General features: G+C 42.7%; 21 protein-coding genes. 14 read left to right on the top strand and 7 right to left on the bottom strand.

Translation table 11 applies throughout. The features are described from left to right. Position 1 precedes the first annotated feature (1 nt). Genes N7974_RS09070 through N7974_RS09060 form a run of 3 tightly spaced genes read right to left on the bottom strand, consistent with a single transcriptional unit; the run spans position 2 to position 6334 of the window. Positions 2 to 1564, bottom strand: coding sequence for an NADH-quinone oxidoreductase subunit 5 family protein (locus tag N7974_RS09070; protein WP_262965307.1), 1563 nt, complete (start codon positions 1562 to 1564; stop codon positions 2 to 4). 1 nt (position 1565) lies between these two features. Continuing rightward, positions 1566 to 4853, bottom strand: coding sequence for a DUF2309 domain-containing protein (locus tag N7974_RS09065; protein ID WP_262965306.1), 3288 nt, complete (start codon positions 4851 to 4853; stop codon positions 1566 to 1568). Positions 4854 to 4861: 8 nt separating this feature from the next. Then, complete coding sequence (locus N7974_RS09060) at positions 4862 to 6334, bottom strand: complex I subunit 4 family protein (protein ID WP_262965305.1); 1473 nt, start codon at positions 6332 to 6334, stop codon at positions 4862 to 4864. Between the two features lie 272 nt (positions 6335 to 6606). Here N7974_RS09060 and N7974_RS09055 point away from each other — a divergent pair, with 272 nt between their 5' ends. The 8 genes from N7974_RS09055 to N7974_RS09020 all read left to right on the top strand — a co-directional run bounded on the left by N7974_RS09055 (position 6607) and on the right by N7974_RS09020 (position 13538). Further along, a complete protein-coding gene (locus N7974_RS09055; RefSeq protein WP_262965304.1) occupies positions 6607 to 7071 on the top strand; it encodes an SUF system Fe-S cluster assembly regulator in 465 nt (154 codons plus the stop codon). Positions 7072 to 7086: 15 nt separating this feature from the next. Continuing rightward, the gene (gene sufB, locus N7974_RS09050) at positions 7087 to 8535 is read left to right on the top strand and encodes a Fe-S cluster assembly protein SufB (RefSeq protein WP_262965303.1); all 1449 of its coding nucleotides are present in this window, start codon (positions 7087 to 7089) and stop codon (positions 8533 to 8535) included. A 127-nt stretch (positions 8536 to 8662) separates the two neighbouring features. Then, complete coding sequence (sufC, locus tag N7974_RS09045) at positions 8663 to 9418, top strand: Fe-S cluster assembly ATPase SufC (RefSeq protein WP_262965302.1); 756 nt, start codon at positions 8663 to 8665, stop codon at positions 9416 to 9418. Continuing rightward, a complete protein-coding gene (gene sufD / locus N7974_RS09040; protein WP_262965301.1) occupies positions 9418 to 10740 on the top strand; it encodes a Fe-S cluster assembly protein SufD in 1323 nt (440 codons plus the stop codon). Before sufC ends, sufD begins: the two co-directional genes overlap by 1 nt. Then, complete coding sequence (locus N7974_RS09035) at positions 10737 to 11960, top strand: cysteine desulfurase (protein ID WP_262965300.1); 1224 nt, start codon at positions 10737 to 10739, stop codon at positions 11958 to 11960. Before sufD ends, N7974_RS09035 begins: the two co-directional genes overlap by 4 nt. Then, positions 11960 to 12412 carry a Fe-S cluster assembly sulfur transfer protein SufU gene (sufU, locus tag N7974_RS09030; RefSeq protein ID WP_262965299.1) on the top strand — a complete coding sequence of 151 codons (453 nt, stop codon included), beginning with the start codon at positions 11960 to 11962 and terminating at the stop codon, positions 12410 to 12412. The genes N7974_RS09035 and sufU overlap by 1 nt, the downstream gene beginning before the upstream one ends. 20 nt (positions 12413 to 12432) lie before the next feature. After that, positions 12433 to 13200, top strand: a complete 768-nt coding sequence (locus N7974_RS09025; RefSeq protein WP_262965298.1) for a class I SAM-dependent methyltransferase — start codon at positions 12433 to 12435, stop codon at positions 13198 to 13200. Between the two features lie 17 nt (positions 13201 to 13217). Further along, positions 13218 to 13538, top strand: coding sequence for a non-heme iron oxygenase ferredoxin subunit (locus N7974_RS09020; RefSeq protein ID WP_243220735.1), 321 nt, complete (start codon positions 13218 to 13220; stop codon positions 13536 to 13538). A gap of 344 nt (positions 13539 to 13882) precedes the next feature. On the opposite strand, the gene N7974_RS09015 is transcribed toward N7974_RS09020, so the two are convergent. Beyond that, positions 13883 to 14230 carry a hypothetical protein gene (locus N7974_RS09015; protein WP_262965297.1) on the bottom strand — a complete coding sequence of 116 codons (348 nt, stop codon included), beginning with the start codon at positions 14228 to 14230 and terminating at the stop codon, positions 13883 to 13885. 365 nt (positions 14231 to 14595) lie between these two features. Between N7974_RS09015 and amoC the strand changes: the two genes are divergently transcribed. From amoC to amoB, 3 genes are all read left to right on the top strand, one after another. After that, positions 14596 to 15348 (top strand): bacterial ammonia monooxygenase, subunit AmoC, encoded by a 753-nt coding sequence (gene amoC / locus N7974_RS09010; protein ID WP_262965296.1) that lies wholly within the window; start codon positions 14596 to 14598, stop codon positions 15346 to 15348. 123 nt (positions 15349 to 15471) lie between these two features. Next, the gene (gene amoA, locus N7974_RS09005; protein WP_262965295.1) at positions 15472 to 16221 is read left to right on the top strand and encodes a bacterial ammonia monooxygenase, subunit AmoA; all 750 of its coding nucleotides are present in this window, start codon (positions 15472 to 15474) and stop codon (positions 16219 to 16221) included. A gap of 101 nt (positions 16222 to 16322) precedes the next feature. Continuing rightward, a complete protein-coding gene (gene amoB, locus N7974_RS09000; protein WP_262965294.1) occupies positions 16323 to 17567 on the top strand; it encodes a bacterial ammonia monooxygenase, subunit AmoB in 1245 nt (414 codons plus the stop codon). 1195 nt (positions 17568 to 18762) lie between these two features. Here amoB and N7974_RS08995 read toward each other — a convergent pair. The 3 genes from N7974_RS08995 to N7974_RS08985 form a co-directional block, all read right to left on the bottom strand. After that, positions 18763 to 19149, bottom strand: coding sequence for a hypothetical protein (locus N7974_RS08995; protein WP_262965293.1), 387 nt, complete (start codon positions 19147 to 19149; stop codon positions 18763 to 18765). Between the two features lie 261 nt (positions 19150 to 19410). Continuing rightward, positions 19411 to 19803, bottom strand: a complete 393-nt coding sequence (locus N7974_RS08990) for a hypothetical protein (protein ID WP_262965292.1) — start codon at positions 19801 to 19803, stop codon at positions 19411 to 19413. A gap of 216 nt (positions 19804 to 20019) precedes the next feature. Continuing rightward, positions 20020 to 20748: a formylglycine-generating enzyme family protein gene (locus tag N7974_RS08985; protein WP_262965291.1), complete on the bottom strand. Its 729-nt coding sequence runs from the start codon at positions 20746 to 20748 to the stop codon at positions 20020 to 20022. A gap of 408 nt (positions 20749 to 21156) precedes the next feature. On the opposite strand from N7974_RS08985, the gene N7974_RS08980 reads away from it, so the two are divergent. The 3 genes from N7974_RS08980 to N7974_RS08970 all read left to right on the top strand — a co-directional run bounded on the left by N7974_RS08980 (position 21157) and on the right by N7974_RS08970 (position 23437). Further along, entirely contained in the window at positions 21157 to 22209 is a 1053-nt protein-coding gene (locus N7974_RS08980; RefSeq protein ID WP_262965290.1) for a sialidase family protein, read from the top strand. Between the two features lie 179 nt (positions 22210 to 22388). Then, entirely contained in the window at positions 22389 to 22781 is a 393-nt protein-coding gene (locus N7974_RS08975; protein WP_262965289.1) for a copper resistance CopC family protein, read from the top strand. A 2-nt stretch (positions 22782 to 22783) separates the two neighbouring features. Beyond that, entirely contained in the window at positions 22784 to 23437 is a 654-nt protein-coding gene (locus N7974_RS08970; protein ID WP_262965288.1) for a hypothetical protein, read from the top strand. Positions 23438 to 23441 lie beyond the last annotated feature (4 nt).

The following is a 23441-nucleotide window of genomic DNA, read 5'->3' as shown; positions in this document are numbered from 1 at the left end:
CTCAAAATACAACCAACAATGTTATAAATACAAACAGTACCAGATAACGCGGCCTTAGTATTAATTGCTCAAATTTATTGGCGGCATGTCCCAGTTTTCGGCCATAGCGGTTGGTGTCCTTACCTATGCTGCGTAAAACGAAGCGGGCTTCAAACCAGTGCATCAGGGCAGCAAACCATTCAGTGAGTTTACCTGCCAGGCCGCTACCGTGAGCAAATTCATCCGTCTCATTATCGAGTCGTGCGCCAAGTATTTTTTCTTCCAGTTGCGCCAGTGACGATATGGTATGGATGGCCGGAGCAGGGGCACCCATAACCCGATCAATAATATGATCATCAAAATAGTTAAGGTCGTGTGCCAGTCGGCGAATTGGTCTTACCAATGTCCAGTCCGTTATTTGATCCAGCCAGAAGCGCTGTACTGAAGCAACGTAAGCCCAGCGAAGTCTCGCGATTGCAGGAGTCACTAATTTTACGGGATTATCCTGTACATTGTGCATCAGTGACGGTGCTGTCAAGAACAGATAACCGCGCACGACAGCATGAGCACAAAGATGCCAACTGGCCAGTTCCCAAAAGCCCAGGCCACACTCCAGAAACATCAGTCCGAGTTGGCCGGAGGTAGAAAAAATCAACGAACTTTTCACATCCGTCTGGGTTAAGCCAACGATAAAACTATAGATTGCCGTAGCGCAACCGGCTATCGCAAGTACTGCCATAGCAAACGGTGCCTGTTCAAAAACGGGTTCTAAAAGACAGACCAGATAAACGCCGGCATGCACCATAACCCCGCCATAAAATACCGCACTTGATGGTGTTGGCCCTTCCAGTGCGCGCGCCAACCAGGGAGTGAAAGGCAATTGTGCTGATTTTGCGAATGCCGCTACAGCAAAACACAAGGCAATTCCGGTGGCTTCGCTGGTACTCAGTTGTGCCGAAGCTGCATTCAAATCGTTCCAGACAATACTGTCTGCCCAGGCATAACTTAATCCTGTTCCCAGAATAAACCCGGCATCGCCGATACGGTTAGTAACAAATACCCGTGTTGCATTAATGGCAGCAATCGGGCGATTATAGGCATAGGCTATCAACAAATAAGAACAGAGTCCTGCAATTTCCCAGCCAAAAAATGTACCGACGGCATTACCTGATAACACCAGTAACAACATGCCAGAAGCAAAAAGACTTAAGATAAAGAAAAAGCGATGAAAGCCGGCCTCCCTGTGCATATAATTAATGGAAAAATGCAGGATGATAACCAACAGCAATGAAAACAGGGCTGCCAACACGACGTTAAAACCTGTCGTGATAAAGTTCACTGAAATATGCAAATTATCGCTGTCCAGCCATTGACCTGTATTTAATTCGCCGGTATTTTTTCCCAGTAAATCAGCGCCCAGTAATGCCAAGGCAAGCAGACAGGACATGCTGATAGCCCAGGTAGCGATAATTGCTGTGGTGCTTTCGCCGGCTTCGCCACTTAGGAGTTGCGCTATCTGACCGACGCCGATCAGAACGGCGGCAATAAAAGGCAGTAAAGGAATTAGAACAACTAATGCATCCATTTTAAGATCCCGACAGTTTAGATCTGTCCTGAGCCTGTCGAAGTGGCTGTTTAATCAGCGCAGGTGGAACAGGTAGGGTTTGGTCGCGGTAGCAATCCTCTGACTTGTCGTAAAGAGCCAAAGCCTTTACTTCTGCTTGCCAACGCACAAATCCCGTATTGGGTTCAAAAATAAAAATTTCACCGCTGTCCGGATCTTTAGCGCTTAAATGAATCCAGCCGCCGCCTATCAGTTCGCGTAGATCTTTCTGGTCGGCGTAAATACGTTCCAGCACCGATGTTTTTGCTTCTACCAAAAGTTGCAAACGCATTGCTTCGTGAATTTCAATCATTTGCTGCGGCAGACCGGTGCGTAAATCACTGCTGGCGCCTTCCATGACACCAAAAAAACCGGTAACATTATGGGGTACTTTAGAACCGCAACCCAGGCGTTCGTTATTAACGGTGGAAAAGTAATACTCAAGATTAATACCTGCACCTACCGGCCCGACCGCCAACAATATGCCTTCAAGTAATTTTCCGTCAGTGTCTTGAGTGGGATCATAAGAAATTAAAAAGACACGGCGGTCAAAAAATACACCTTGTGTCAATGAGCGGCGACCCACTACGGCAGAGGCATTAGTGGCATGACCCAACTCAGGTCTGGTCTGGGAAAAGTCAGTCGCACGTTCCTTTATATGCGCCAAGGCTTCTTTGGGCGTTGGCTGGCGCGGTGCAGAAGCGAGTCGGCGGCAGCGTTCGTGTGCCGACATTTGTTGGGCATGGCGCAGGGCCTCTTGTAATTTGCTTAAACTGGCTAATTGTTCAGGAGGAACGTCAGCCAGATCGTACCAAATGATGGTTTCATTGCAGGTATTGTGTTCAGCACCGATAAACCAAGTATCAGAAGGAATGGTGATGCCACGATCAAGCAATAGTTTGCGTATTTCAGGGCGGTTCGCCATCGCTGCGAATACCCGTCCATTAGGGCCGCCATGACGGCCACTACAAGCACCACAATCATAAGCTGCCAGATGCGGGTTATTTTGACTGATAGAACCGTGTCCCATCAGGACAATCAGTTCCGAAAATTCGTAAGTTAAGCCGGTATTACGCAGTAAGCCGGCAACACGATCTGCCTGTTCGCCGTCAGTAAATCCGGATTTTGGCTGATCCGATGAGGCAACGGCTATGTTATCGGTTGAGGTGAAATTTAGTTGAGTCTTAACGGGTGGCGATATCCGCTGTGCCATACTTGCCAGTAAGCCGTATTGAGTTTTTGGCAGCAGTGATTTTGCCAGCAACGCCAGTAAAGCCAGCGGTGCAATTGCATCAATAATGGGGTGGGACAACAACAGGTTGCGACGCAGGCCATGATGCAGGCAATTGGCAAGCCACTGATTAAGTTTCCGTCCCCGGTTATGGCAAGCTAAAGCCTTATCGTTGCCGATACGTGGCACTTCCTGAACTTCATGGGCAGGTGTCACTACTACGGGACACAAAGGTGTCACTTTGCGGTCATCAAGACCTTTGTAATTCATGGCGATCCCGAAAAAACCGGCGGTACCCAAGGTTTCAATCGCGGGGTTAAATTCTTCAAGATGGCGGCGAAAAGCTTCTTCACGATCATCCATGCAGAATATAAGTTGTGCGTCAGGACGGCTTTCGCGTTTAGCCCAGCGACCACGATGATGATTGGCCCGCAACGCCTGAAAAAAGCTTTCCCGATAATTGTTTTCGTAAGCGTACAGCCAGATTTTGCTACGTTGAGTGATGGTAAATTCATCCAGTAGAGCCAACATTGCCAGCAGGTCTGTTTCTTGTAGCGCCTCAATATCCGTGGCATTGAGTCCCAAATGTTGACATAACCGAAACAAGCGCCAGCAACTATTGTGAAGGGTATGCTGAGTGCTGTTTTCAGCTATCGGACTGCACTGCCAGGTCCATATAAGATCAGCAAGTTGTTGCCAATCAGCACGATTGTGGCGATCGGGATCTGTTTGAATGAGTAGTGCTTCGGCTCGTTGAGTCAGATATTCCGGCAAGTCGCCCTGATAAACCGATTGGCGTACCGTGAATTCGGACAGGTTTTTGCGAAAATAAGCCCGGAGTGTGCTGATTTTTGCTGCACATTTCCAGGTATCCCGGCAGACTTGATTTAGCCAAAGTCTATCCAACGTTAATCGAATGGCAAGGTAATCAGCAAGTTGGGGAGATGCGTCATTTACTGCCTGGTAGTTAGGGTGATGTTGCCGCCAGTTAATAAGGCCTGACCAGCCGGGTAATTCAAGTGCCAGTCTACGCAAATAACCGGCCCACTGTATGGGTGGTATTTCTAACTGGGTCAGTTGCAGAATAATGGTATCGACTGCATCCTCAGGTAATTCTGACATAATTTGTTGCCAGTCAGGCAGCTCATGTAAAAAAGGATTGGCATCATAAATGACGGTTGCCCGCCAGGCAGCATAAAGTCCTAAATGACGCCTTTCAGGTGTGTGCCAGGAGGCAACGCCTTCGTCCATCGCCGATGCACAGATGCGGATCAGTTGAGGGTGCACGTCATCAAGGATATCTACTCCGCTTAATGCAAGGATAAAACCGCGTAAAGTGATGCTATCGCCTACTTGGGATAACAATTGATCCAGTGCGGTAAAGTCGTTACGATGCAGCGTTTCCAGGGGGTTTTGTAAGCCCTGATAAGCTATCAGCCATTCTTCAGCGTGCTCCAGTGACAAATCAAGGAGTGCCTCGGGGTGCAAGGTGGCTTGTTGTAAATCAAGTTTGCTTAAAATACTTTCCCAAAGCGTTTTGATAACGGCATCTTGATGGCCATCATCGGCAAATAGACGACTACGAATTGGCTCCGGCACACCCATTTGTACCGTATTTAAAGCCTCTAATTCTTCTATCTGCCAATTTAACTGACTAACGCTAATGCCGGTTAAATCAAATAATAGCGCAATGCAGTAAATATCTTTTTGCGTGATGACATGATTTTTTAGCGTGCAAACAATTTGCTCGGTCTTTAAGTCAGGGCACTTTGCCAGTGCGGCGGTCAAGTCATTGTCGTTAATACGCCCTTGCTGATAAAAAAGGCGGCTTTGTATTTCAGGAAGGTAAGCGCTAATACCTGTTAAGGTTGTAAATGCTGCCAGTGCATCTTCAAACGGTAAATGTTGAAAGCCATGTAAGGTATTGTGATGAACGAAATCAATAATCGGTGCCTGTCCGGGCAGGATATGATCCAAATCATTCAGCGCAGCTATGATCTGTTCACGAGGGTTGGCAGAGTTTAAAGATGATTCTTGCATGGTCAACGCTATAAAAGTCGCTGACTGATTTGTTGGTTTATCTGCGCAATAGTTGCCGCTGACAAATCAATCAATGGCGCAGGGAGCAAACCAAACAAGACAATACCGGCAACCAATAATCCTGCCGCCAAAATTTCGGGGGTATTAAGGTCGGCAATTTTTTGCATTTGCGGTTTGACCGGACCGGTAAATAACAGCCCTATAGTCCGCATGGCGTAAGCCGCACTAATCAAAATACTGATGCTGAAAAATATCATTAAGCCACCCCATTGTTGAAAGCCCCCGATAAGTGCGTGTAACTCGGCGATAAAGCCAACTGAGCCGGGTAGTCCCATCGCAGCAAGTAACGTTAAGGTCATGAATAAGGTAAAGCGTGGCATTACCTGAACCAGTGAACTGTAATCTTTAATGTTGCGGGTATGAGTACGTTCATAAAGTAGCCCCACCAGCAGAAACATGGCGGCGGCAATCAGGCCGTGAGCCGTCATTTGCAATACTGCGCCGGTCATTCCTACTTCATTTAAGGTCGCAATGCCTAATAAAACAATACCCATATGACTCACTGAAGAATAAGCGACCATGGCTTTAAGATCACTTTGCCGCCAAGCCAGCAAGCCGCCATAGAGCATTCCGAACAGCGCCAGAAAAACCAGAAATGGTTGCAAGATATGCGCCGCTTCAGGGAGCATGGTTACCGCTCTTATCAGGCCATAAGCCCCCATTTTTAGTAAAATTCCCGATAGCAGAATACTTATCGGACTGGGTGCTTCAACATGGGCTAGCGGTAGCCAGCCGTGCAGCGGAAAAATCGGCATTTTAACGCCAAAGCCGATTAAAAAGCCAAGCAGTACTAAAATTTGCTCATAACGAGGCATGTCTTGCGCGGCCTGATGCATCGTCGTCATTAAAGAGCCGCTGTGTTCAAGGTCATACTGGCTAATGGCCAGTAAACTGACCAGCATAAAAACCGAGCCGCCCATCGTGTAGAGTACAAAGTTAAGGCTCGCGGTATGTCGACGTTTACCGCCCCAGCGACCGATAAGAAAAAATAGCGGGATTAACGTAACTTCCCAAAATATATAAAATAGTGCCCAATCTTGTGCCAGAAAGACGCCCAACATGCCAAATTCAAGCAACAAAATACAAATGTGATAACCCTTGATACTGCTGGAAACAGTAAAAGAAGCCAGCAAGGCAATAGAGGTAAGCAGGGTTGCCAAAATCAGCATTGGCATGGATAGTCCGTCAATACCTAATGCGTATGCACTACCCAAGTTGGGATTGAGCGGAAAATATTCGCCAAATTGCAGCGCTGCGTTGTGCTGATCATATAGGGTTAATAACCAACAGCTCAGCAAAAATGCCAGGGTAGTAAACAAATTCGCAAGTATGCGGATGATGCGGGTATTCTGTCCGGGAGTAAAAGCCAGTAGTAAGACTCCAGCCGCCGGAGTCCAGAGCAGTAGGCTGAGAATCCCCATGAATTGTATGTTCCTTAAGGCTAAACGTTATCCAGCCGTTTACAGTGGCTTGTAATTATACGTTCAAGCGTTTAATTGGCAAGTTTTAGAGTCCAAAGTAAGCAATCAGTTAGTGAGTTTCGTTGCCACTTAAAATAATTGCATCCATGCGCTGGACGTTTTATCTTTGTAAATTTAGTGAGAAGGTAATGTTTTATTGATGCGATAATTACCTAGCTCTTTACTGCGAATTTAAATAGGACTAGAATAGTACACAATCATTTGGAGCAGGTATGTTACGGTTAAGTAAATTAACGGATTATGCAACAGTCATTTTAAGTTTTATGGCCAGAGATAATACACAGCTGCATGCAGCGATGGAAATAGCTTCAGCTACGGGAATTGCCTTGCCTACCGTGAGTAAAATTCTTAAGCTTTTGGTCAATGCCAAGTTGCTGATTTCAACGCGAGGGGCCAAAGGAGGTTATGCCTTGGCCAGGGCGCCGGAAAAAATTAGCATAGCCGCCGTTATTAGTGTTTTAGAAGGGCCTATTGCATTAACTGAATGCAGTATTTCCCATCAGGGTTGTGAGCAGGCTTCCGGTTGTGACATTCGTGACAGTTGGAGTTTAATTAATCAGACTATCCATAATGCGTTAGAGGCATTAACGTTAGCCGATATGATTAAGCCGGTTCAGTTGCAAAATCCAGCCTGGAAACAAGAAATCCTGATCCCCATCGCCAGTTTATATCGTTAGTATAGAGAGTTTTTTATGTCAGCAAGTACACAAGAAATCAACAACCTTATCAATAAGGAATACAAACAAGGGTTTGTTACTGAATTGGAAACCAATACCTTTCCGCCCGGACTGGATGAGTCGGTTATTCATAAGTTGTCGAAGATTAAAAATGAACCTGAATTTATGTTGGAATATCGCTTAAAAGCCTTCCGACATTGGCAAACCATGAAATCTCCAGAATGGGCATTTGTTAAGTTCCCCCCTATAGATTATCAAGCTATCAGTTATTATTCCGCGCCCAAACGCAAAGAAGACGGTCCACAAAGTCTGGATGAAATTGATCCGCAAGTTTTGGAGGCTTATAAAAAACTGGGTATTCCGCTGGACGAGCAAGAGCGTTTGGCTGGTATTGCGGTTGATGCCGTTTTTGATAGCGTCTCTGTGGCAACAACTTTTAAAGGCAAACTGCATGATGCCGGCGTTATTTTTTGCCCCATTTCTGAAGCCTTGCGCGATCATCCTGACTTGATCAAACAATATTTGGGTTCAGTGGTGCCGCATACCGATAATTATTTTGCGGCTTTAAATGCGGCAGTATTTACGGATGGCTCTTTTGTTTATATTCCTAAAGGTGTGCGTTGCCCAATGGAATTATCAACGTACTTTAGAATCAATGCCGCCAATACCGGACAATTTGAAAGAACTCTGATTATTGCCGATGAAGGCAGTCATGTCAGTTATCTTGAAGGTTGTACTGCGCCTATGCGTGATGAAAATCAGCTGCATGCGGCGGTCGTAGAATTAATCGTGATGAAAGATGCCGTCATTAAATACTCGACTGTGCAAAACTGGTATCCGGGCGATAAAAACGGCTTGGGTGGTATTTATAATTTTGTTACCAAACGCGCCGATTGCCGTGGAGACAACTCCAAAGTGTCATGGACGCAGGTAGAAACAGGTTCGGCAATTACCTGGAAATATCCCAGTTGTATTTTGACGGGTGATAATTCAATCGGTGAATTTTATTCAGTCGCACTGACCAATAATTATCAGCAAGCCGATACCGGCACCAAGATGATTCATATTGGCAAGAACACCCGTAGCACGATTGTTGCCAAGGGCATTTCTGCAGGCAAAGCACAAAATACTTACCGTGGTTTGGTCAAAGTATTGAAAAGTGCCGAAAATGCCCGCAATTATACCCAGTGTGATTCTTTGTTGGTTGGTGATAAATGTGGTGCACATACGTTTCCGTATATTGAAGTTAAACAGCCTTCGGCACAAGTTGAGCATGAGGCGACTACTTCAAAAATCAGCGAAGACCAGTTGTTCTTTTGTCAGCAACGTGGACTGTCAGCAGAAGATGCGGTGTCAATGATTGTTAATGGTTTTTGTAAAGAAGTGTTCAAGGAATTACCAATGGAATTTGCAGTAGAAGCACAGGCTTTGTTGGGATTGAGTCTGGAAGGTTCTGTAGGATAAAAGGACGTAATGATCGGATTACCAAGTCGGTCAGTCATCCAGTAAATGCGAAAATTAAAGACACCCGGTAACTAAAACTGGCAACAGTCCCGGTGTGAAATCCATTAAATAATACAGGTAAAACAACATGCTCAGCATAAAAAATCTTCACGTTAGCGTTGGCGACAAACCCATTCTTAAAGGTATTAACCTTGAAATAAAGGCCGGTGAAATCCACGCCATAATGGGACCCAACGGTTCCGGAAAAAGTACTTTGTCCCATATATTATCCGGTAAGAGTGGTTATACCGTCACCGCCGGAACTGCCACTTATCAGGGTAAAGACTTATTGGCAATGCCACCTGAAATCAGGGCGCGTGAAGGCGTGTTTCTGGCGTTTCAATATCCGGTAGAAATTCCTGGCGTCAGTAATATTTATTTATTAAAAGCTGCGCTCAATTCTATTCGTAAACATCATGGGCAACCGGAAGTGGATGCAATGGATTTTTTAACCTTGGTAAAAGGCAAGATACGTTTACTTGAAATGGATGAGAAATTTCTTTACCGCGCAGTAAACGAAGGCTTTTCCGGCGGTGAAAAGAAACGTAATGAAATTCTGCAAATGGCTATTCTTGAACCCAAGTTGTGTATTCTCGATGAAACGGATTCCGGTCTGGATATTGATGCGTTAAAAGTGGTTGCAGAAGGTGTAAATTCTTTACGGTCTACTGATCGTGCTTTTGTGATGGTAACGCATTACCAACGCTTGCTGGATTATATTAAGCCTGATTTTGTGCATGTTTTGGCGCAAGGTAAAATTGTTAAATCAGGTGGTGCAGAACTGGCTCTGGAGCTTGAAGAAAAAGGCTATAGCTGGCTTGAAGATACTCAGGCGGCAGCATAATGATAACGGCATTGGCAAGCCGTTATACGGCAGAATATCCAACAATAGCGCCGGTATTGTGCGGGCAATCTTTGTCGTGGTTGCAGCAATTACGCGCTGAGGCCTTAAGCCAATTTTCTGCGCAAGGCTTTCCTTCCCCAAGAGAAGAAGAGTGGCGTTACACCAATGTGTCGGCAATCGAGAAAAAGTTGTTTTCGCCGGCAACAAGCATAGCAACAAGTGCCATTGATAAAGAGTTGCTTAAATCATATCAGTTAAAAGATGCGTGGTCGGTCGTGTTGATTGACGGACATTTTTCAGCCGAGTTTTCGGTTTTAGAGGGTTTGCCTGAAGCGGTTTCTGTTCTGAGTATGAGCGACGCTTTGGAAAAACAGCCGGAAACACTGGAAAAATACATTAATCAGGCAGTTAATAACGATAAACATGGTTTTATCGCTTTTAACACCGCCTGGTTTGGCGACGGTTTGTTTATTCATATTGATGCCAAACAGGTGCTGGAAAAGCCGGTGCAAATTTTGCATCTGGCCACCCGTGCTGATGTTTTGACTGCCACGCGCACGGTTATTGTGGCTGACCAAATGGCAGAAGCCAGTATTATAGAAACCTTTGTCGGTTTGGATAATGCCTATTTATCGGCTGCTGTCACTGAAGTTTTTGTTGGTGCAAATGCTGATGTAACATTATATAAGCTGCAGTGCGAGTCTGAAAAAGCCTATCATTTCGGCGGGACTTACGTTCAACAAGCCAGAGATGCACGTTTTACCCATCATAATTTTGCTTTTGGCGGCTTGCTGGCGCGTTGCGATATTCATGCCGATTTGGATCACGCTTCCGAGTGTGAATTAAACGGTTTGTATTTGGGTGTCAAACGTCAACATATCGATAATCACACCCGAATTAATCATCTAAAGCCGCACGGCATCAGTCGTGAGCTTTACAAAGGTGTACTGGATGATAGAGCCAGAGGTGTTTTTCAGGGGCGGGTGATTGTGGCTGAAGATGCTCAAAAAACTGATTCACAAATGAATAATCGCAATCTGCTTTTATCAAATGACGCTGAAGCCGATACCAAACCACAGTTGGAAATTTATGCCGATGATGTTAAGTGTGGACATGGTGTTACTGTCGGGCAACTGGATGAAAAGTCGATATTCTATTTGCAATCACGTTGCGTTGATGAAGAAACGGCGCGTAATATGTTGACGTTTGCTTTTGCCAACGAAATGGTCGATAAGATTAAAATTAAAGATTTACATGATAAAGTGTTGGAGCAAGTGTTGGTCCGTTTCCCGCAGGAAGGCGTTAATAAGGAGTGGTTATGACCGTGTTTGATGTACAGAAAATACGCCAGGATTTCCCTATTCTTAAGGAGAAAATTCGTGGCAAGGATCTTGTTTATCTGGATAATGCCGCCACTTGCCAAAAGCCGCAAGCGGTTATTGACAGCATCGTGCATTTGTACAGCCATGATTATGCCAACGTACATCGTGGCGTACATACGTTAAGCGTTCGCTCTACCGATAAATTTGAAGGCGCACGTACCAAAGTTAAAGACTTTATTAATGCGGCCAGCGAAAAGGAAATTATTTTTGTTAAAGGTGCTACCGATGCCATTAATCTGGTTGCGCAAACTTACGGTAAAGCCAACGTAAAGCCCGGTGATGAAATTATTATTACCGCGATGGAGCATCATTCGAATATTGTGCCCTGGCAAATGCTCTGTGAGCAAACCGGTGCAGTATTGAAGGTTGCGCCCATCAACTTGCAGGGTGAATTGATATTTGAAGAGTTTGAAAAACTGATCAATGATAAAACCAAGCTGGTTTCCGTGGTCCACATGTCTAATGCACTGGGTACGATTAATCCCGTTAAAAAGATTATCGCTGTAGCGCATGAAAAAGGCATACCTGTTTTACTTGATGGCGCGCAGGCGATTCCTCACATGCCTGTCGATGTGCAGGATCTGGATTGTGACTTTTATGTTTTTTCCGCGCATAAGCTCTATGCCCCGACAGGTGTTGGTGTGCTTTACGGAAAACAAGCATTGTTGGAAGCTATGCCGCCGTATCAAGGCGGTGGTGACATGATTCGCAAAGTCACTTTTGAAGAAACCGAATACAATGTCTTGCCCTATAAATTTGAAGCCGGTACGCCGAATATTGCCGATGTTGTTGGTTTGGGCGCGGCTATTGATTATCTCAATGCTATCGGTATGGATAAGATTGCAGCTTACGAGGCTGAGTTACTGGTTTATGCTACGGAAAAAGCGCAGCAAATTAAAGGTCTGCGAATTATTGGTGAAGCTGGCCATAAAGGTGCTATCTTGTCTTTTGTTCTTGATAAAATACACCCACACGATATTGGCACCATGCTTGATAGTTTAGGTATAGCAATTAGGGCAGGGCATCATTGTGCCATGCCGGTGATGGATTTTTTTCAGGTGCCCGCGACAGCAAGAGCCTCTTTTGCCATGTATAATACGAAAGAAGAAATTGATGTGTTAATGAAGGGTATAGAATCTTTAATAGAGGTATTTGGCTAATGTTTGATGATTTACGCGACCTCTATCAAGAGGTTATTTTTGACCATAATCGCAACCCGCGCAATTTTCGTATCATTGAAAATGCCGATAGAAAAGTCGAAGGATTTAACCCTCTATGTGGTGATCGCCTGACTTTATATTTGCAAATGGATGGCGATGTGATTGCCGATGCCAGTTTTCAGGGTTCAGGTTGTGCTATTTCTACCGCATCTGTTTCGTTAATGACTGAAGTTGTTAAGGGAAAAACCGGACAGGAAGCTGAAGCGTTATTTAAAAAGTTTCATGAAATGACGACGGGTAAAGATGAAAACTTTAATCTTGAAGCGATTGGTAAGCTGGCCGTATTAGCAGGTGTGCGTGAATATCCGGCACGGGTTAAATGTGCGACACTGGCTTGGCATACCCTTGACGCTGCGTTGAAAAATGAACAACAAGCCATTTCTACAGAATAAGTATTATTGTTAATAATTCAGTGCAAAAATACACCGGAAAACTGGCCGTACTCTATCAGGGGCATGGCGATAGCCTGCCTTTTCAAGAGCTTGCACAAAGGCTAAGCGTTCCTTTATATCACTCAATTAATAATGACAGCGAGGAGAGTTTCTTTTTAACGTGGCGCGATGGTTGTTTAAAGTTGCTTGATAAAGAGCTGCTTAAAAAAGGCGGACTGGTTGTTGATATAGAGCCGCGCAATGGTGAGCAACGATCATGGCCAGCACCTAAAGATGGTGCTTTGGCACATGCGCTCGGGCGAAAAACGAGAACGGTTGTTGATGCAACGACAGGATGGGGGCAAGATAGCTTACATATCTTTCGTATGGGCTATCAGGTGCTTTGCATGGAGCGTTCGCCTGTGATGGCCGAGTTGCTGCTTGATGGTTTTAAACGCCTGGCTGACTTGGAGTGGATGCAGAGTCTTAATCTTCAGTCGCCACGATTACTCATCGGTAATGCCATAGATCTGTTGGCAACTTTAGAATCTCAGCCAGACTGTATTTATCTTGATCCGATGTTCCCGCCCAAGCGTAAAAAGTCCGCTCTGCCCAAGAAAGCAATGATGGTTTTACGTGATTTGTTGGGGGATGATCAAGATAAAGAGCAGCTTTTTGCGTCCGCTTTAATGGCTGCCGGAAAGCGGGTGGTAGTAAAAAGTCCGGATTACGCAGAGCCTTTAGGTGGTAAGCCTAATGAAAGTTTTCATGGGAAATTATTACGTTATGATGTTTATTTTAAAAGCTAAAGATTCGGGAATAAAGAATGTCTGATTGGGTAGATGTGATAGATCAAAATGCACTCGCAGATGGCGAAAACATGGTTGTTGATGTTGATGGAACTGATGTGGCGGTCTTTAAAATAAAGGGTGCTTTTTATGCCATTGAAGATGTTTGTTCACATGACGGTGCGGAAATTGCCAGTGGACAACTGGACGGCGATGAGATTGTCTGTCCTCGGCATGGTGCGCGCTTTTGCGTTAAAACGGGTGAAGTTAAATCGCCTCCCGCTTATGAAAACATCACCTGTTTTCCGGTACAAATTAAAAACGACAGAGTTCAGGTCAGAGATAATCGCTGGGACTAATATAATATTAACTTCGACATATAAATCTTTCTTTATAGGCAATTTGCCTACAAAAATACAGGATTTCCCGCTTAACAATGTGTGGTTTTTACTTGCATTGAGTACTTCAAAAAGATTTCCCCGGATATGAAAATCAAAAAAACTTTCAGGTCTTTCCAGTTAAATTGACATGATTTGTAATAAATTTTTAAGATCGGTATATAGACTTAACTGCCATATACCTATTTTATTTAACAGGCTGTTGCTGTCCGGGGATTGAGCAATTCCTCAGAATGCAAGATTGTTCGTGTTGCTGAACTTTATTTGTTAACTCAAATAAGTGTTGAATAATGACTGGGTATTTATCAGTCAGTCACGCCTGACAGGCCGATAATAGACCAGTTGTCAAAATCAAGAGAACCTTCCTCATTGTCACCATTATTATAAGTAATGCGGCAAGCATATTTTTTGGTGCTGTTACTAACGGTGACTTCAGCGCTGATAAGATACTGATAATTTCCCAGAGTCCATGCGTTTAAAGGTTTTTCAGGAAAGGCTACGGTTGTATCAGGTCCAAGTTCGGATTTGATGTAATTATTACAATGCGTGAAAGCAATTCCCGACATCGGTGTCGATATGGCTATTGGACTGGCTTGGTCTTTGCTATCCACCAGAAACAGGTCTGACGCAGCAGTCTTATATATAAAAGGCATGACAACTTTATATTGGGTTAAAAGAAGAACAGTTAATCCCGCTATAAGTATTAATATTTGGTATTTTTTCATAAAATTCAGGTAATTAAATAAGGGTTAATTATCGATATGTTTTGGCTAATTTTAACAGGAATCAGGATATTAAGCGCAGGTAAATTTTATATGAACGCGAATAATTACAGAAAAATGAAATTGAGAATGTTTTTGACTTGACAAGGTTACTTGAGCTGGTAGACTGACTGCTCACTAAATTGACTTGGTGGCACCGAAGCTTAATTTATTTTAAGTTGAAGTGGGAAAATGGAGTTGTACCATAGAATCCTGGTTAATTAAGCCAGGAATTTGTTAATTTTTAGGAGGTAGAAATGGCAGCTACAACTGAATCAGTTAAAACTGATGCTGCGGAACAACCGCTGTTGAAAAAAAGAAATCTCGTCATGGGTGCAGCACTATACATAGTGTTTTACGCCTGGGTACGCTGGTATGAAGGTGTTTATGGCTGGTCTGCCGGTCTTGACTCATTCGCGCCAGAATTCGAAACATACTGGATGAACTTCCTGTATATCGAATTTGTATTGGAAGTAATCACTGCTGGTCTTTTGTGGGGTTACATGTGGAAGACTCGTGATCGTAAAGTGATGTCAATCACTCCAAGAGAAGAGTTGAGAAGACATTTCACACATTGGACTTGGTTATGTATGTACGGTATCGCTATTTATTTTGGCGCTAGCTACTTTACAGAGCAAGATGGTACTTGGCATCAAACTATTGTTCGTGATACTGACTTTACACCAAGTCATATCATTGAATTTTATTTGGCATATCCAATTTACATCATCACTGGTGGTGCTTCTTTGTTGTATGCAAAAACAAGATTACCTACCTATAAAGAAGGTTTACATTTGATGTATTTAGTGGCTGTAGTTGGTCCCTTTATGATCTTACCAAATGTTGGCTTGAACGAATGGGGTCACACCTTCTGGTTTATGGAAGAGTTGTTCGTTGCACCTTTACACTACGGCTTCGTATTCTTCGGATGGGCTGCTTTAGGTTTGTTAGGTGTTGTAAACACAGAAGTTGGTGCTATCTCCAAACTTCTGAAAAAAGACTTGGCTTAATATCAAGTCTTGGTTGTAATAATTAACTATCTCCTGGCTGCTTCGTCTTTTTTCACGACGAAGCAGCAAAGTAGAAAAGTTAATGATTAATAAAAATAATTTAAATCCTTTAGGAGGTAAGCTATGAGCGCATCTCAATCAGCTGTACGTTCACGCGCAGAAGCAGTAAAAGCTTCACGCACGTTCGATTGGCTAATTTTGTTTACAGTGTTTTTCGTTGTACTTGGTGGTTATCACATTCACTATATGTTAACCGGTGGTGACTGGGATTTCTGGACTGACTGGAAAGATAGACGTCTATGGGTAACCGTAGCACCAATCGTTTCAATCACTTTCCCTGCTGCTGTTCAAGCATGTTTGTGGTACCGTTACCGCTTGCCTTTTGGTGCGGTAGTTTGTGTATTAGGTCTGCTTTTAGGCGAATGGGTCAACAGATACTTAAATTTCTGGGGCTGGACATACTTCCCAGTAAACTTCTGCTTCCCATCTAACCTGATGCCCGGCGCTATCGTTCTTGATGCTATCCTGATGTTAACAGGTAGTGTTACAGTAACTGCAGTTGTCGGTGGTTTGGCTTGGGGTCTGTTGTTCTATCCTGGCAACTGGCCAATCATTGCTCCATTACATGTTCCTGTTGAATATAACGGCATGATGATGACATTAGCTGATTTACAAGGTTACCACTATGTAAGAACCGGTACACCTGAATATATCAGAATGGTTGAAAAGGGTACACTGAGAACATTCGGTAAAGACGTTGCTCCAGTATCAGCGTTCTTCTCTGGTTTCGTGAGTATCATTATATACTTTTTGTGGCATTTCTTTGGCAAATGGTTCGCTCAAACAACTTTTATCTCTAGCGAGTCTCTGTAATTTCAGGGTCTTAAATAAAAACGATAAATTTGGAGAGCTGGCTATTAGTAATTGATGCCAGATTAACTAAAAAAGATTCTCTATTAAATAGAGGGGGATATATGAAAATATTAAAAGACAAGGTTGCTAAATTATCCTTTGTCGCACTGCTGATTACTGTTACAGCAGCGATGTTTTACGTACCAACTGCATCTGCTCATGGTGAAAAATCTCAAGCCGCATTTATGCGTATGCGGACTATTCACTGGTTTGACCTTAACTGGTCAAAAGAAGAAGTGCCAGTTAACGATACAATGACAATTTCCGGTAAGTTCTACGTTTTTCAGGGATGGCCTGAAACTGTTGACAAACCAGAAGTATCATTCTTGAACGTTGGTATTCCAGGTCCAGTATTTATTCGTGTTGGTTCATGGGTTGGCGGTCAATTAGTTCCACGTTCAATTTCTTTGGAATTGGGTGAAACTTATGAATTTAAAGTATTGTTGAAAGCACGTCGTCCAGGTGACTGGCATGTTCATGCTATGATGAACGTACAAGGCGGTGGTCCAATCATCGGTCCAGGTAAATGGGTAACTATTACTGGTTCTATGGCTTCATTTGTTAACCCAATCACTACTTTGACTGGCGAAACTCTTGATCTGGAAACTTACAACCTTGGTAATACTTACTTCTGGCATGGTCTGTGGTACTCCATAGGTCTGTTGTGGTTAGTATACTGGGCACGTAAACCAATGTTTGTTCCACGTTCAATTGCTGTTGAAGCTGGTAAAGCTGATTCATTAATTAGTGCTACTGACAAGAAAGTTGCAATGGGTTTTGCTGCAGGTACTATCGCTATTATTGCCTTTTCAATGGCAAGTACTAACGAAAAGTTCCCTATCACAACACCTCTTCAAGCTGGTTTGTTACGTGGTATGAAGACAATTGAAATGCCTGCGAAGACTGTTAGCGTTAAAATTGAAGATGCTACTTATCGTGTACCTGGTCGTGCCATGCAAATGACTATGACTATCACCAACAATGGTGATTCAGGTGTTCGTTTAGGTGAATTCAACACAGCTGGTGTACGTTTCTTGGATCCTGAAGTTTCTGTTGACGAATCAGGTTATCCTGATGATTTGTTGGCTGAAGAAGGTTTGACTGTTAGCGATAACAGCCCAATCGCTCCAGGTCAATCAAGAACAGTACAAGTTACTGCTTCTGATGCTGCATGGGAAGTATACCGTTTAGCTGATTTGATCTACGATCCAGATAGCCGTTTTGCTGGTTTGTTGTTCTTCTATGATGAAGCTGGTAACCGTCAAATGGTTACTGTTGACGCTCCATTAATTCCATCTTTCATCTAATGAAATAATTAACTGGTTGCTTCGGTAATCAGTTAAGGAATTGAAAAACCCCCGTCACTTTTAAGTGGCGGGGGTTTTTTTTTGAGAAAATTTAGGCTATCCGAAATATTTTTCAGAAATATATGGATCTACTGACTGACGAAAAGTTTGGTTAGAGCTAATAGTTAAGCTTTAGCTAATGGCGAAGTGTAATGAATTCAAGTAATGCCTGCATTTCGGCATCAGTTTTTTAACATCACCAATATCATCAATAACCAAGACTTGATGTTTATCCATGCATATCATTACCGTTATTAAATCCAGAGTCTGCTTGGTTTGTTAGTGGCTTTCGACAAGAGCTATCACTGAAAGCCAATTGATGCTTAAGGCGTGTTGCTCAAGCCCACCAGTAATTGTCGTAATTATAGGCCGACTCAAAATCTAATATCGCCCAATCAATACGATGTTTACAATGATCTGGTCTTTAAGTGCGATAACCTGTTGTTCAGAGAGCGTAATAAGTTCGACCGGAGAATAGATTAGCAAAGCTTTTTTCTTGTCGTAAGTGTGCTTTTCCAGTCCATTTTCACGCCCGTTTTTGATAATGGTTGCTTAAAAAATCCGGAAAATGGCAGGTGTCACTACTTGGCCTTGTTGCTCTTGATGGCGATAATAATATCGCATGAGAGTTGGCAGCTTGGTTTCTTTTAGTAGCATGTCGATGGTTTTAGGAATAGCTGGGTTATATTCGTGCGATGTAAATGACTTCGTAACAGACATTATTATGTTTGCTAAATCCTGTTTCTATGTCAGATAATAAAGAGTGTCCCTATACAGTTCAGGTGATGCCTTGAATGTAGTGTTATCGATTCCTAAGCTGGTCTCAGTGTCGTGTCATTTTCTATCGTCTATGCCCACTAAGCTAATGATTCATTTGCAGCATCTCTGCGCTTAAGCAGGTTATGCCATTCTATGGGGCAATAGCTTATTTACGGGCCGTAAAGAACGAGCAACTGAATTTTATCGCAGGCATAAAAAAAACCTCGTCACTTTTTAGTAACGAGGTTTTAATTCATTATCTTGACGATAATAAATTTATGCTATAAAAGACGAAAATAAATGATTAATACCATATATTAAATCAAATCATCAATGTGCTTTTATAGTTGGAAAATTTTACAACGCTGCATGTAGTTGCAGGAAGTAAGTCGCCAATTTACAATAATCCCTTCAATGCCAAGAAACCTTTTTGAGCGTCTCTTAATTCTTGTTCAGCTTCTTGTGTAGCGCCTTCATTTATGTGTTTACGAGCTGCTTTAAGTTTGCTGTGGACTTTGTCGCGAGCGGCAAATACTTTATCACTAGCATTGATTTCTTTACTTGCAGCAAGTACGTCCTTAATAAGATCAGAGACTTTCTCTTTGTCTTCGCCTTTGGTGATCGCATCAATAGCAAGACCGGTTTTTGCTGCAACCATATCAATTGCATCAGCTGGAGCATAAGTAATACGGCCAGAATCTGTTTCAGCAAGAGCGGTATTTGAAACAGCTCCCATAGATGATGCAATAAATAAAGCCAGAGCTATTTTTTTTAAGTTTTTCATAGTATTAATTTCTCAAGTTGTTGGTCGATTAACGTTGTTAATGCAGTTCGCTAAAATAAATTTTTCTACAAATAGAATTATCGACAATACCTGTAAAAACATTACAGGCTTAATAACTACCTAACGTTAAGTTTATTCATACTTAATTAGGCTGCATTTTTGTAAGATAGATAAACCACAAAATCTTACTGGAAATATAATAGTCTAAAAATACAGTATGCGAAATTAATTAGATAATTTAATCGATAAAATTACTTATTATTAGTGAGATGCGTCGTATACTTTTCTCATTTCTGAGTAGACAACCAAGCCTGCTTTTATTTCTGTTAATGCTTTTTCATTGTCATTATTGATAAAAGCTTCACGTGCACTTTTTAAATGTCCATTCAATTTTTGACGTGCACGTTCAGTTGCTTCATAACGGAATTCTTTTACTGATTGACGTGCATCATTAAGTGCTTTTAAAGTTTGATCGCTCTCGCCGCCTTTTTCAAGCAGGCTTTTAGCTTCTAACATTGACGCTTCAGTTTTATTGGCGGCATCTTCAACGAGTGCGTTTTTATCTACTTTTTCTTCAGCAGAAAAAGCGATTGGAGACACTGCCAGCATTGATGCTGTGATGATAAGAGTCGCTGCAATTTTTTTCAATAACATATTGTTTTTATCCCCTGGTTTATTTTTTAAGATATTAAATTTAAGAAATGTATAACAAAAGACATTCAATTAAAACAAATGACTATTGCTAATTTATATTTTAACACAAATTCTGCTTCGGAATAGTCTAAAAAAGGATAGGTAACTATTGTTGGTTCGATGAACAGTAGGTAAAAATATCGTAGTAGCGCCAACTATAATTATTATCTCATAGAGTTACTGAATTTCTTTCAAAAGGCGAAAACCAACATCATTGGTACGGCTAACGGGTAAGCCGCTGTAACGTATCGATGACCGTAAATTAACCGCTTTGCCAACCCAGCTACCGCCCCTATAAACACGATATTGGCCTGATTCTGGACCTATAGGACTTTTTTCAGGGCTGTTGTGGTAATAGTTGGGATCGTACCAGTCTTGTACCCATTCCCAAACGTTACCATGCATATCATACAAGCCCCATGGATTTGGTTTTTTTTGGGCAACTTCATGACTGGCGCCACCGTAACCTTCATCACCAAACCAGGAATAATCGATTAAGTTTTTTGGTTTGTCACCAAAGGAATACAGGCTGGTGCTGCCAGCGCGTGCCGAGTATTCCCATTCTGCTTCACTAGGTAAGCGCAAAGTATTGCCGCCTTCTTGTGTATTTAAGCGTTTAATAAATTCTTGGGTATCGTTCCAGCTTACTTTCTCTACCGGCTTATAAAGGGCTTTGGATTTACTGGGATTATTACCCATCACTGTTTCCCATTGTTTCTGGGTAATTTCTGTTTCACCAAGATAAAACGGTTTTTCAATGCAAACCCGATGTTGGGGTGATTCAACAGGACTGCTTTCTTTGAGATCCGTATCTTTGCCCATAAGAAAACATCCCGCTTCTATTTTGACAAATCGAATGCCGGCAAAGGATTTGTACTCGGCTGCTTCTACAGACTGCCAAGACATAAATATTGCTGTCATGGTAAAAGCAAATTTTATTGTTATGTTACATTTCATGACATACCCATTATTTGAATGATGAATTAGACGCGTAGTTGGCTACGTAACTATTTTGACAGCTCAGTAAATGAATAAAAAGACCAGCAAGCCGGGTATATTATTCGCAGGAAATCACCTTAGGATTTATTATATAGTTTTAAAGAAAATCATCATCTATTTTTTCGCCTGTGAGGGTGAAATCACTAACCCCCTATTTTATGTATTATGTACTTATTTTTTTGTTTGCGAGCACTAGGCATTGGCATTGTTTCAGTATTCTTAACTGCTTGTTTTAATGCGCAGTCTGGTTCTCTAATTCATTCAACCGACTATTCAAAACCAACCTTCGATTTAAGTGAGGTGACGAGCTTTGATGTGACTGGGAATAATGGCAAGATTCACGCGTTGGTTGCGGGTAAGTTTACAAAAAAAGATAGTCGTGTTGCCGTACGTTATTTATCCTCGGATGATGGTGGTGCGCATTGGACAACAGCCATTAATGTCGTTAACGATGCAAATCTTATCGCGGTACGTGGTAATGATATTCAAATAGCGGGAGCAGGAACTAATTTAGTGGCAATTTGGCAAACAACAGGAGAGTTGCCAAACATGGGGCCGATGGTGACATATTATTCTCATGATAGTGGTATAACATGGCATGCCGGTAGCAATCCAGCCGTTGATAATAACGGCGATCAATCGCATATTGATATGATCGTTGATGCCAAGGGTGTTTTTCATGTTGTTTGGTTGGCTGACCCGGAAGAAAACGGTTACCAAAGTTTACGTTATGCACGCTCGCTTGATGGCGGCGAGCATTGGCAAGCCAGTCTGAAGTTGGATGATTCAACGTGTTCATGTTGTTGGAACACTTTGGCCGTTTCCCCCGCAGGTGTTTTAAGCGTGCTATATCGGGATATGAAACCCCGTGACATGGCATTAATGCAATCATCCGATCAAGGCGTAACATGGCGACATGCCGGTATGGTCGGTGATTTTAAATGGCAATTTGATGGTTGTCCTCATGTTGGTGGCGGTCTGGCAGTTGTCGATGAGGATACTTTATATAGTACCGTTTGGACCGGTGTTGAAGACAGGGCGGGTTTATATACACTTCGCTCTGGCAACAATGGTAAAAGGTGGAGCGCTCCACAAGCACTCGGTGGCTTGGCAAGCCATAGTGACATTGCCGCCAATAAACAGCGGGTTGTGGGGGTATGGGATGAAAGAGGGCCGGATGGGTCAAGTATTTTTTCAGCTCAATCCCAAGATGGCGGTATTTCATGGTCAACTCCAACACGCTTGTCATCAGCCGGTATCATGGCAACTCATCCGCGTATCACGCTGACCTCGCACGGTTTTTTGGCAATGTGGACGGAGAAACAAAGTAAACAGCCCGGCCAGTGGGTAGTTAAAATACTTGAATAATAAGCATAAACAATGTCAAAAATTAGTTTTGACATTGTTTAATCCATTCGTTCGAAAAAAGGTCGAGTAGCAATTGTTATGAAATCGAGGCTTTCTTTTTAACTGGGTATTGTGCCATAAGGGTTATATAATAGCCGCCTGATTACTACCGACAGATTACTTCTTTAGCCGTAGATATTATGACTCACTGCCAATATTATAAAAAAAATCATTCCCTGTTTTCAGGGCTTATCCTGCTTGCTACGATGGCTATGCCTTTGCCATTATTTGCTCATGCAATTATGGTACGATCTGCACCCGAGGCAAACGCCATTTTGTCAGAGTCGCCCAAACAAATCGATGTTTGGTTTAACGATAAAGTGGGTACGGAATACAAGGCGCTTGCCGTAATTGATAGCAAAGGCAAACGAGTTGACAATAAAGATATCCAGCAAGAAACCTTTGACCAATCCCATCTTTATACAACGGTACCAACCTTACCTCCTGATACTTACACAGTGCGATACCGCGTGGTTTCGATTGATACGCACATTGTGACAGGCAAATACCAATTTATTATTAAAGCCCCTTGATTATGAAAAATAGACGCGTTGTTACCTGGACTTTTAGTTTATTACTGTTTGCTGGTCTCCTGACAGGATGTGATCAAAACAAGTTGGGTACCCAGCCAGATATCCCTGACCTTAACAGTGTAGGCTGTTTAATTACCAATGATTTTTACGCTGTGCATCTTAGTGTTTATGTTAAAACGTCTACTGCCAAACAAGATAGTACTGACAGAGCTGCTTTATTAAAGCCTTATTGTCAGGAACTACCTGATACGGGTAAAGCTTTTTTTGCTGCCGATTTAATCGATCGTGATATTCGTAAAACACCTATCGGTATTCGTGTAGTTGAACTTGAGCTCATCGGTACTGATGATAGTAAGCCCGAAGATTTTAAAGAAGTACGGACGCTTACCGAGGTCGCCCCCAAGATGTATACAAAAGGCGTCGTTGAAGCCCAAGCCGATATTGATAAAAACGGTTATTACGCCATGTATTTATTGATTGGTGGTGATGAAGCGATTTCTGATGAAGATAAAATGAGGATTCCTTTTCATGTCGGTGGCGATCCAGATGCTTTACCTAAAAAGACAGTCATGTTGATTGCCGGTGGGGTAGTAACGCTGATAGTTTTTATCATTGCCGGACTGGTTTGGTATCGCAAAAAACAACAATCAATTTAAGGTA

This window comes from Methylobacter psychrophilus (genome assembly GCF_025583945.1).
Classification (GTDB): domain Bacteria; phylum Pseudomonadota; class Gammaproteobacteria; order Methylococcales; family Methylomonadaceae; genus Methylobacter_C; species Methylobacter_C psychrophilus.
The sequence above is the reverse complement of the archived record's forward strand: the minus strand, read 5'-3'. Positions and strand labels throughout refer to the sequence as shown.

Excerpts from the sequence above, each read along its gene's own strand:
- N7974_RS09070 (WP_262965307.1), bottom strand. The coding sequence starts at position 1,564 with ATGGATGCATTAGTTGTTCTAATTCCTTTACTGCCTTTTATTGCCGCC.
- N7974_RS09065 (WP_262965306.1), bottom strand. The coding sequence starts at position 4,853 with ATGCAAGAATCATCTTTAAACTCTGCCAACCCTCGTGAACAGATCATA.
- N7974_RS09060 (WP_262965305.1), bottom strand. The coding sequence starts at position 6,334 with ATGGGGATTCTCAGCCTACTGCTCTGGACTCCGGCGGCTGGAGTCTTA.
- N7974_RS09055 (WP_262965304.1), top strand. The coding sequence starts at position 6,607 with ATGTTACGGTTAAGTAAATTAACGGATTATGCAACAGTCATTTTAAGT.
- sufB (WP_262965303.1), top strand. The coding sequence starts at position 7,087 with ATGTCAGCAAGTACACAAGAAATCAACAACCTTATCAATAAGGAATAC.
- sufC (WP_262965302.1), top strand. The coding sequence starts at position 8,663 with ATGCTCAGCATAAAAAATCTTCACGTTAGCGTTGGCGACAAACCCATT.
- sufD (WP_262965301.1), top strand. The coding sequence starts at position 9,418 with ATGATAACGGCATTGGCAAGCCGTTATACGGCAGAATATCCAACAATA.
- N7974_RS09035 (WP_262965300.1), top strand. The coding sequence starts at position 10,737 with ATGACCGTGTTTGATGTACAGAAAATACGCCAGGATTTCCCTATTCTT.
- sufU (WP_262965299.1), top strand. The coding sequence starts at position 11,960 with ATGTTTGATGATTTACGCGACCTCTATCAAGAGGTTATTTTTGACCAT.
- N7974_RS09020 (WP_243220735.1), top strand. The coding sequence starts at position 13,218 with ATGTCTGATTGGGTAGATGTGATAGATCAAAATGCACTCGCAGATGGC.
- N7974_RS09015 (WP_262965297.1), bottom strand. The coding sequence starts at position 14,230 with ATGCCTTTTATATATAAGACTGCTGCGTCAGACCTGTTTCTGGTGGAT.
- amoC (WP_262965296.1), top strand. The coding sequence starts at position 14,596 with ATGGCAGCTACAACTGAATCAGTTAAAACTGATGCTGCGGAACAACCG.
- amoA (WP_262965295.1), top strand. The coding sequence starts at position 15,472 with ATGAGCGCATCTCAATCAGCTGTACGTTCACGCGCAGAAGCAGTAAAA.
- amoB (WP_262965294.1), top strand. The coding sequence starts at position 16,323 with ATGAAAATATTAAAAGACAAGGTTGCTAAATTATCCTTTGTCGCACTG.
- N7974_RS08995 (WP_262965293.1), bottom strand. The coding sequence starts at position 19,149 with ATGAAAAACTTAAAAAAAATAGCTCTGGCTTTATTTATTGCATCATCT.
- N7974_RS08990 (WP_262965292.1), bottom strand. The coding sequence starts at position 19,803 with ATGTTATTGAAAAAAATTGCAGCGACTCTTATCATCACAGCATCAATG.
- N7974_RS08985 (WP_262965291.1), bottom strand. The coding sequence starts at position 20,748 with ATGTCTTGGCAGTCTGTAGAAGCAGCCGAGTACAAATCCTTTGCCGGC.
- N7974_RS08975 (WP_262965289.1), top strand. The coding sequence starts at position 22,389 with ATGACTCACTGCCAATATTATAAAAAAAATCATTCCCTGTTTTCAGGG.
- N7974_RS08970 (WP_262965288.1), top strand. The coding sequence starts at position 22,784 with ATGAAAAATAGACGCGTTGTTACCTGGACTTTTAGTTTATTACTGTTT.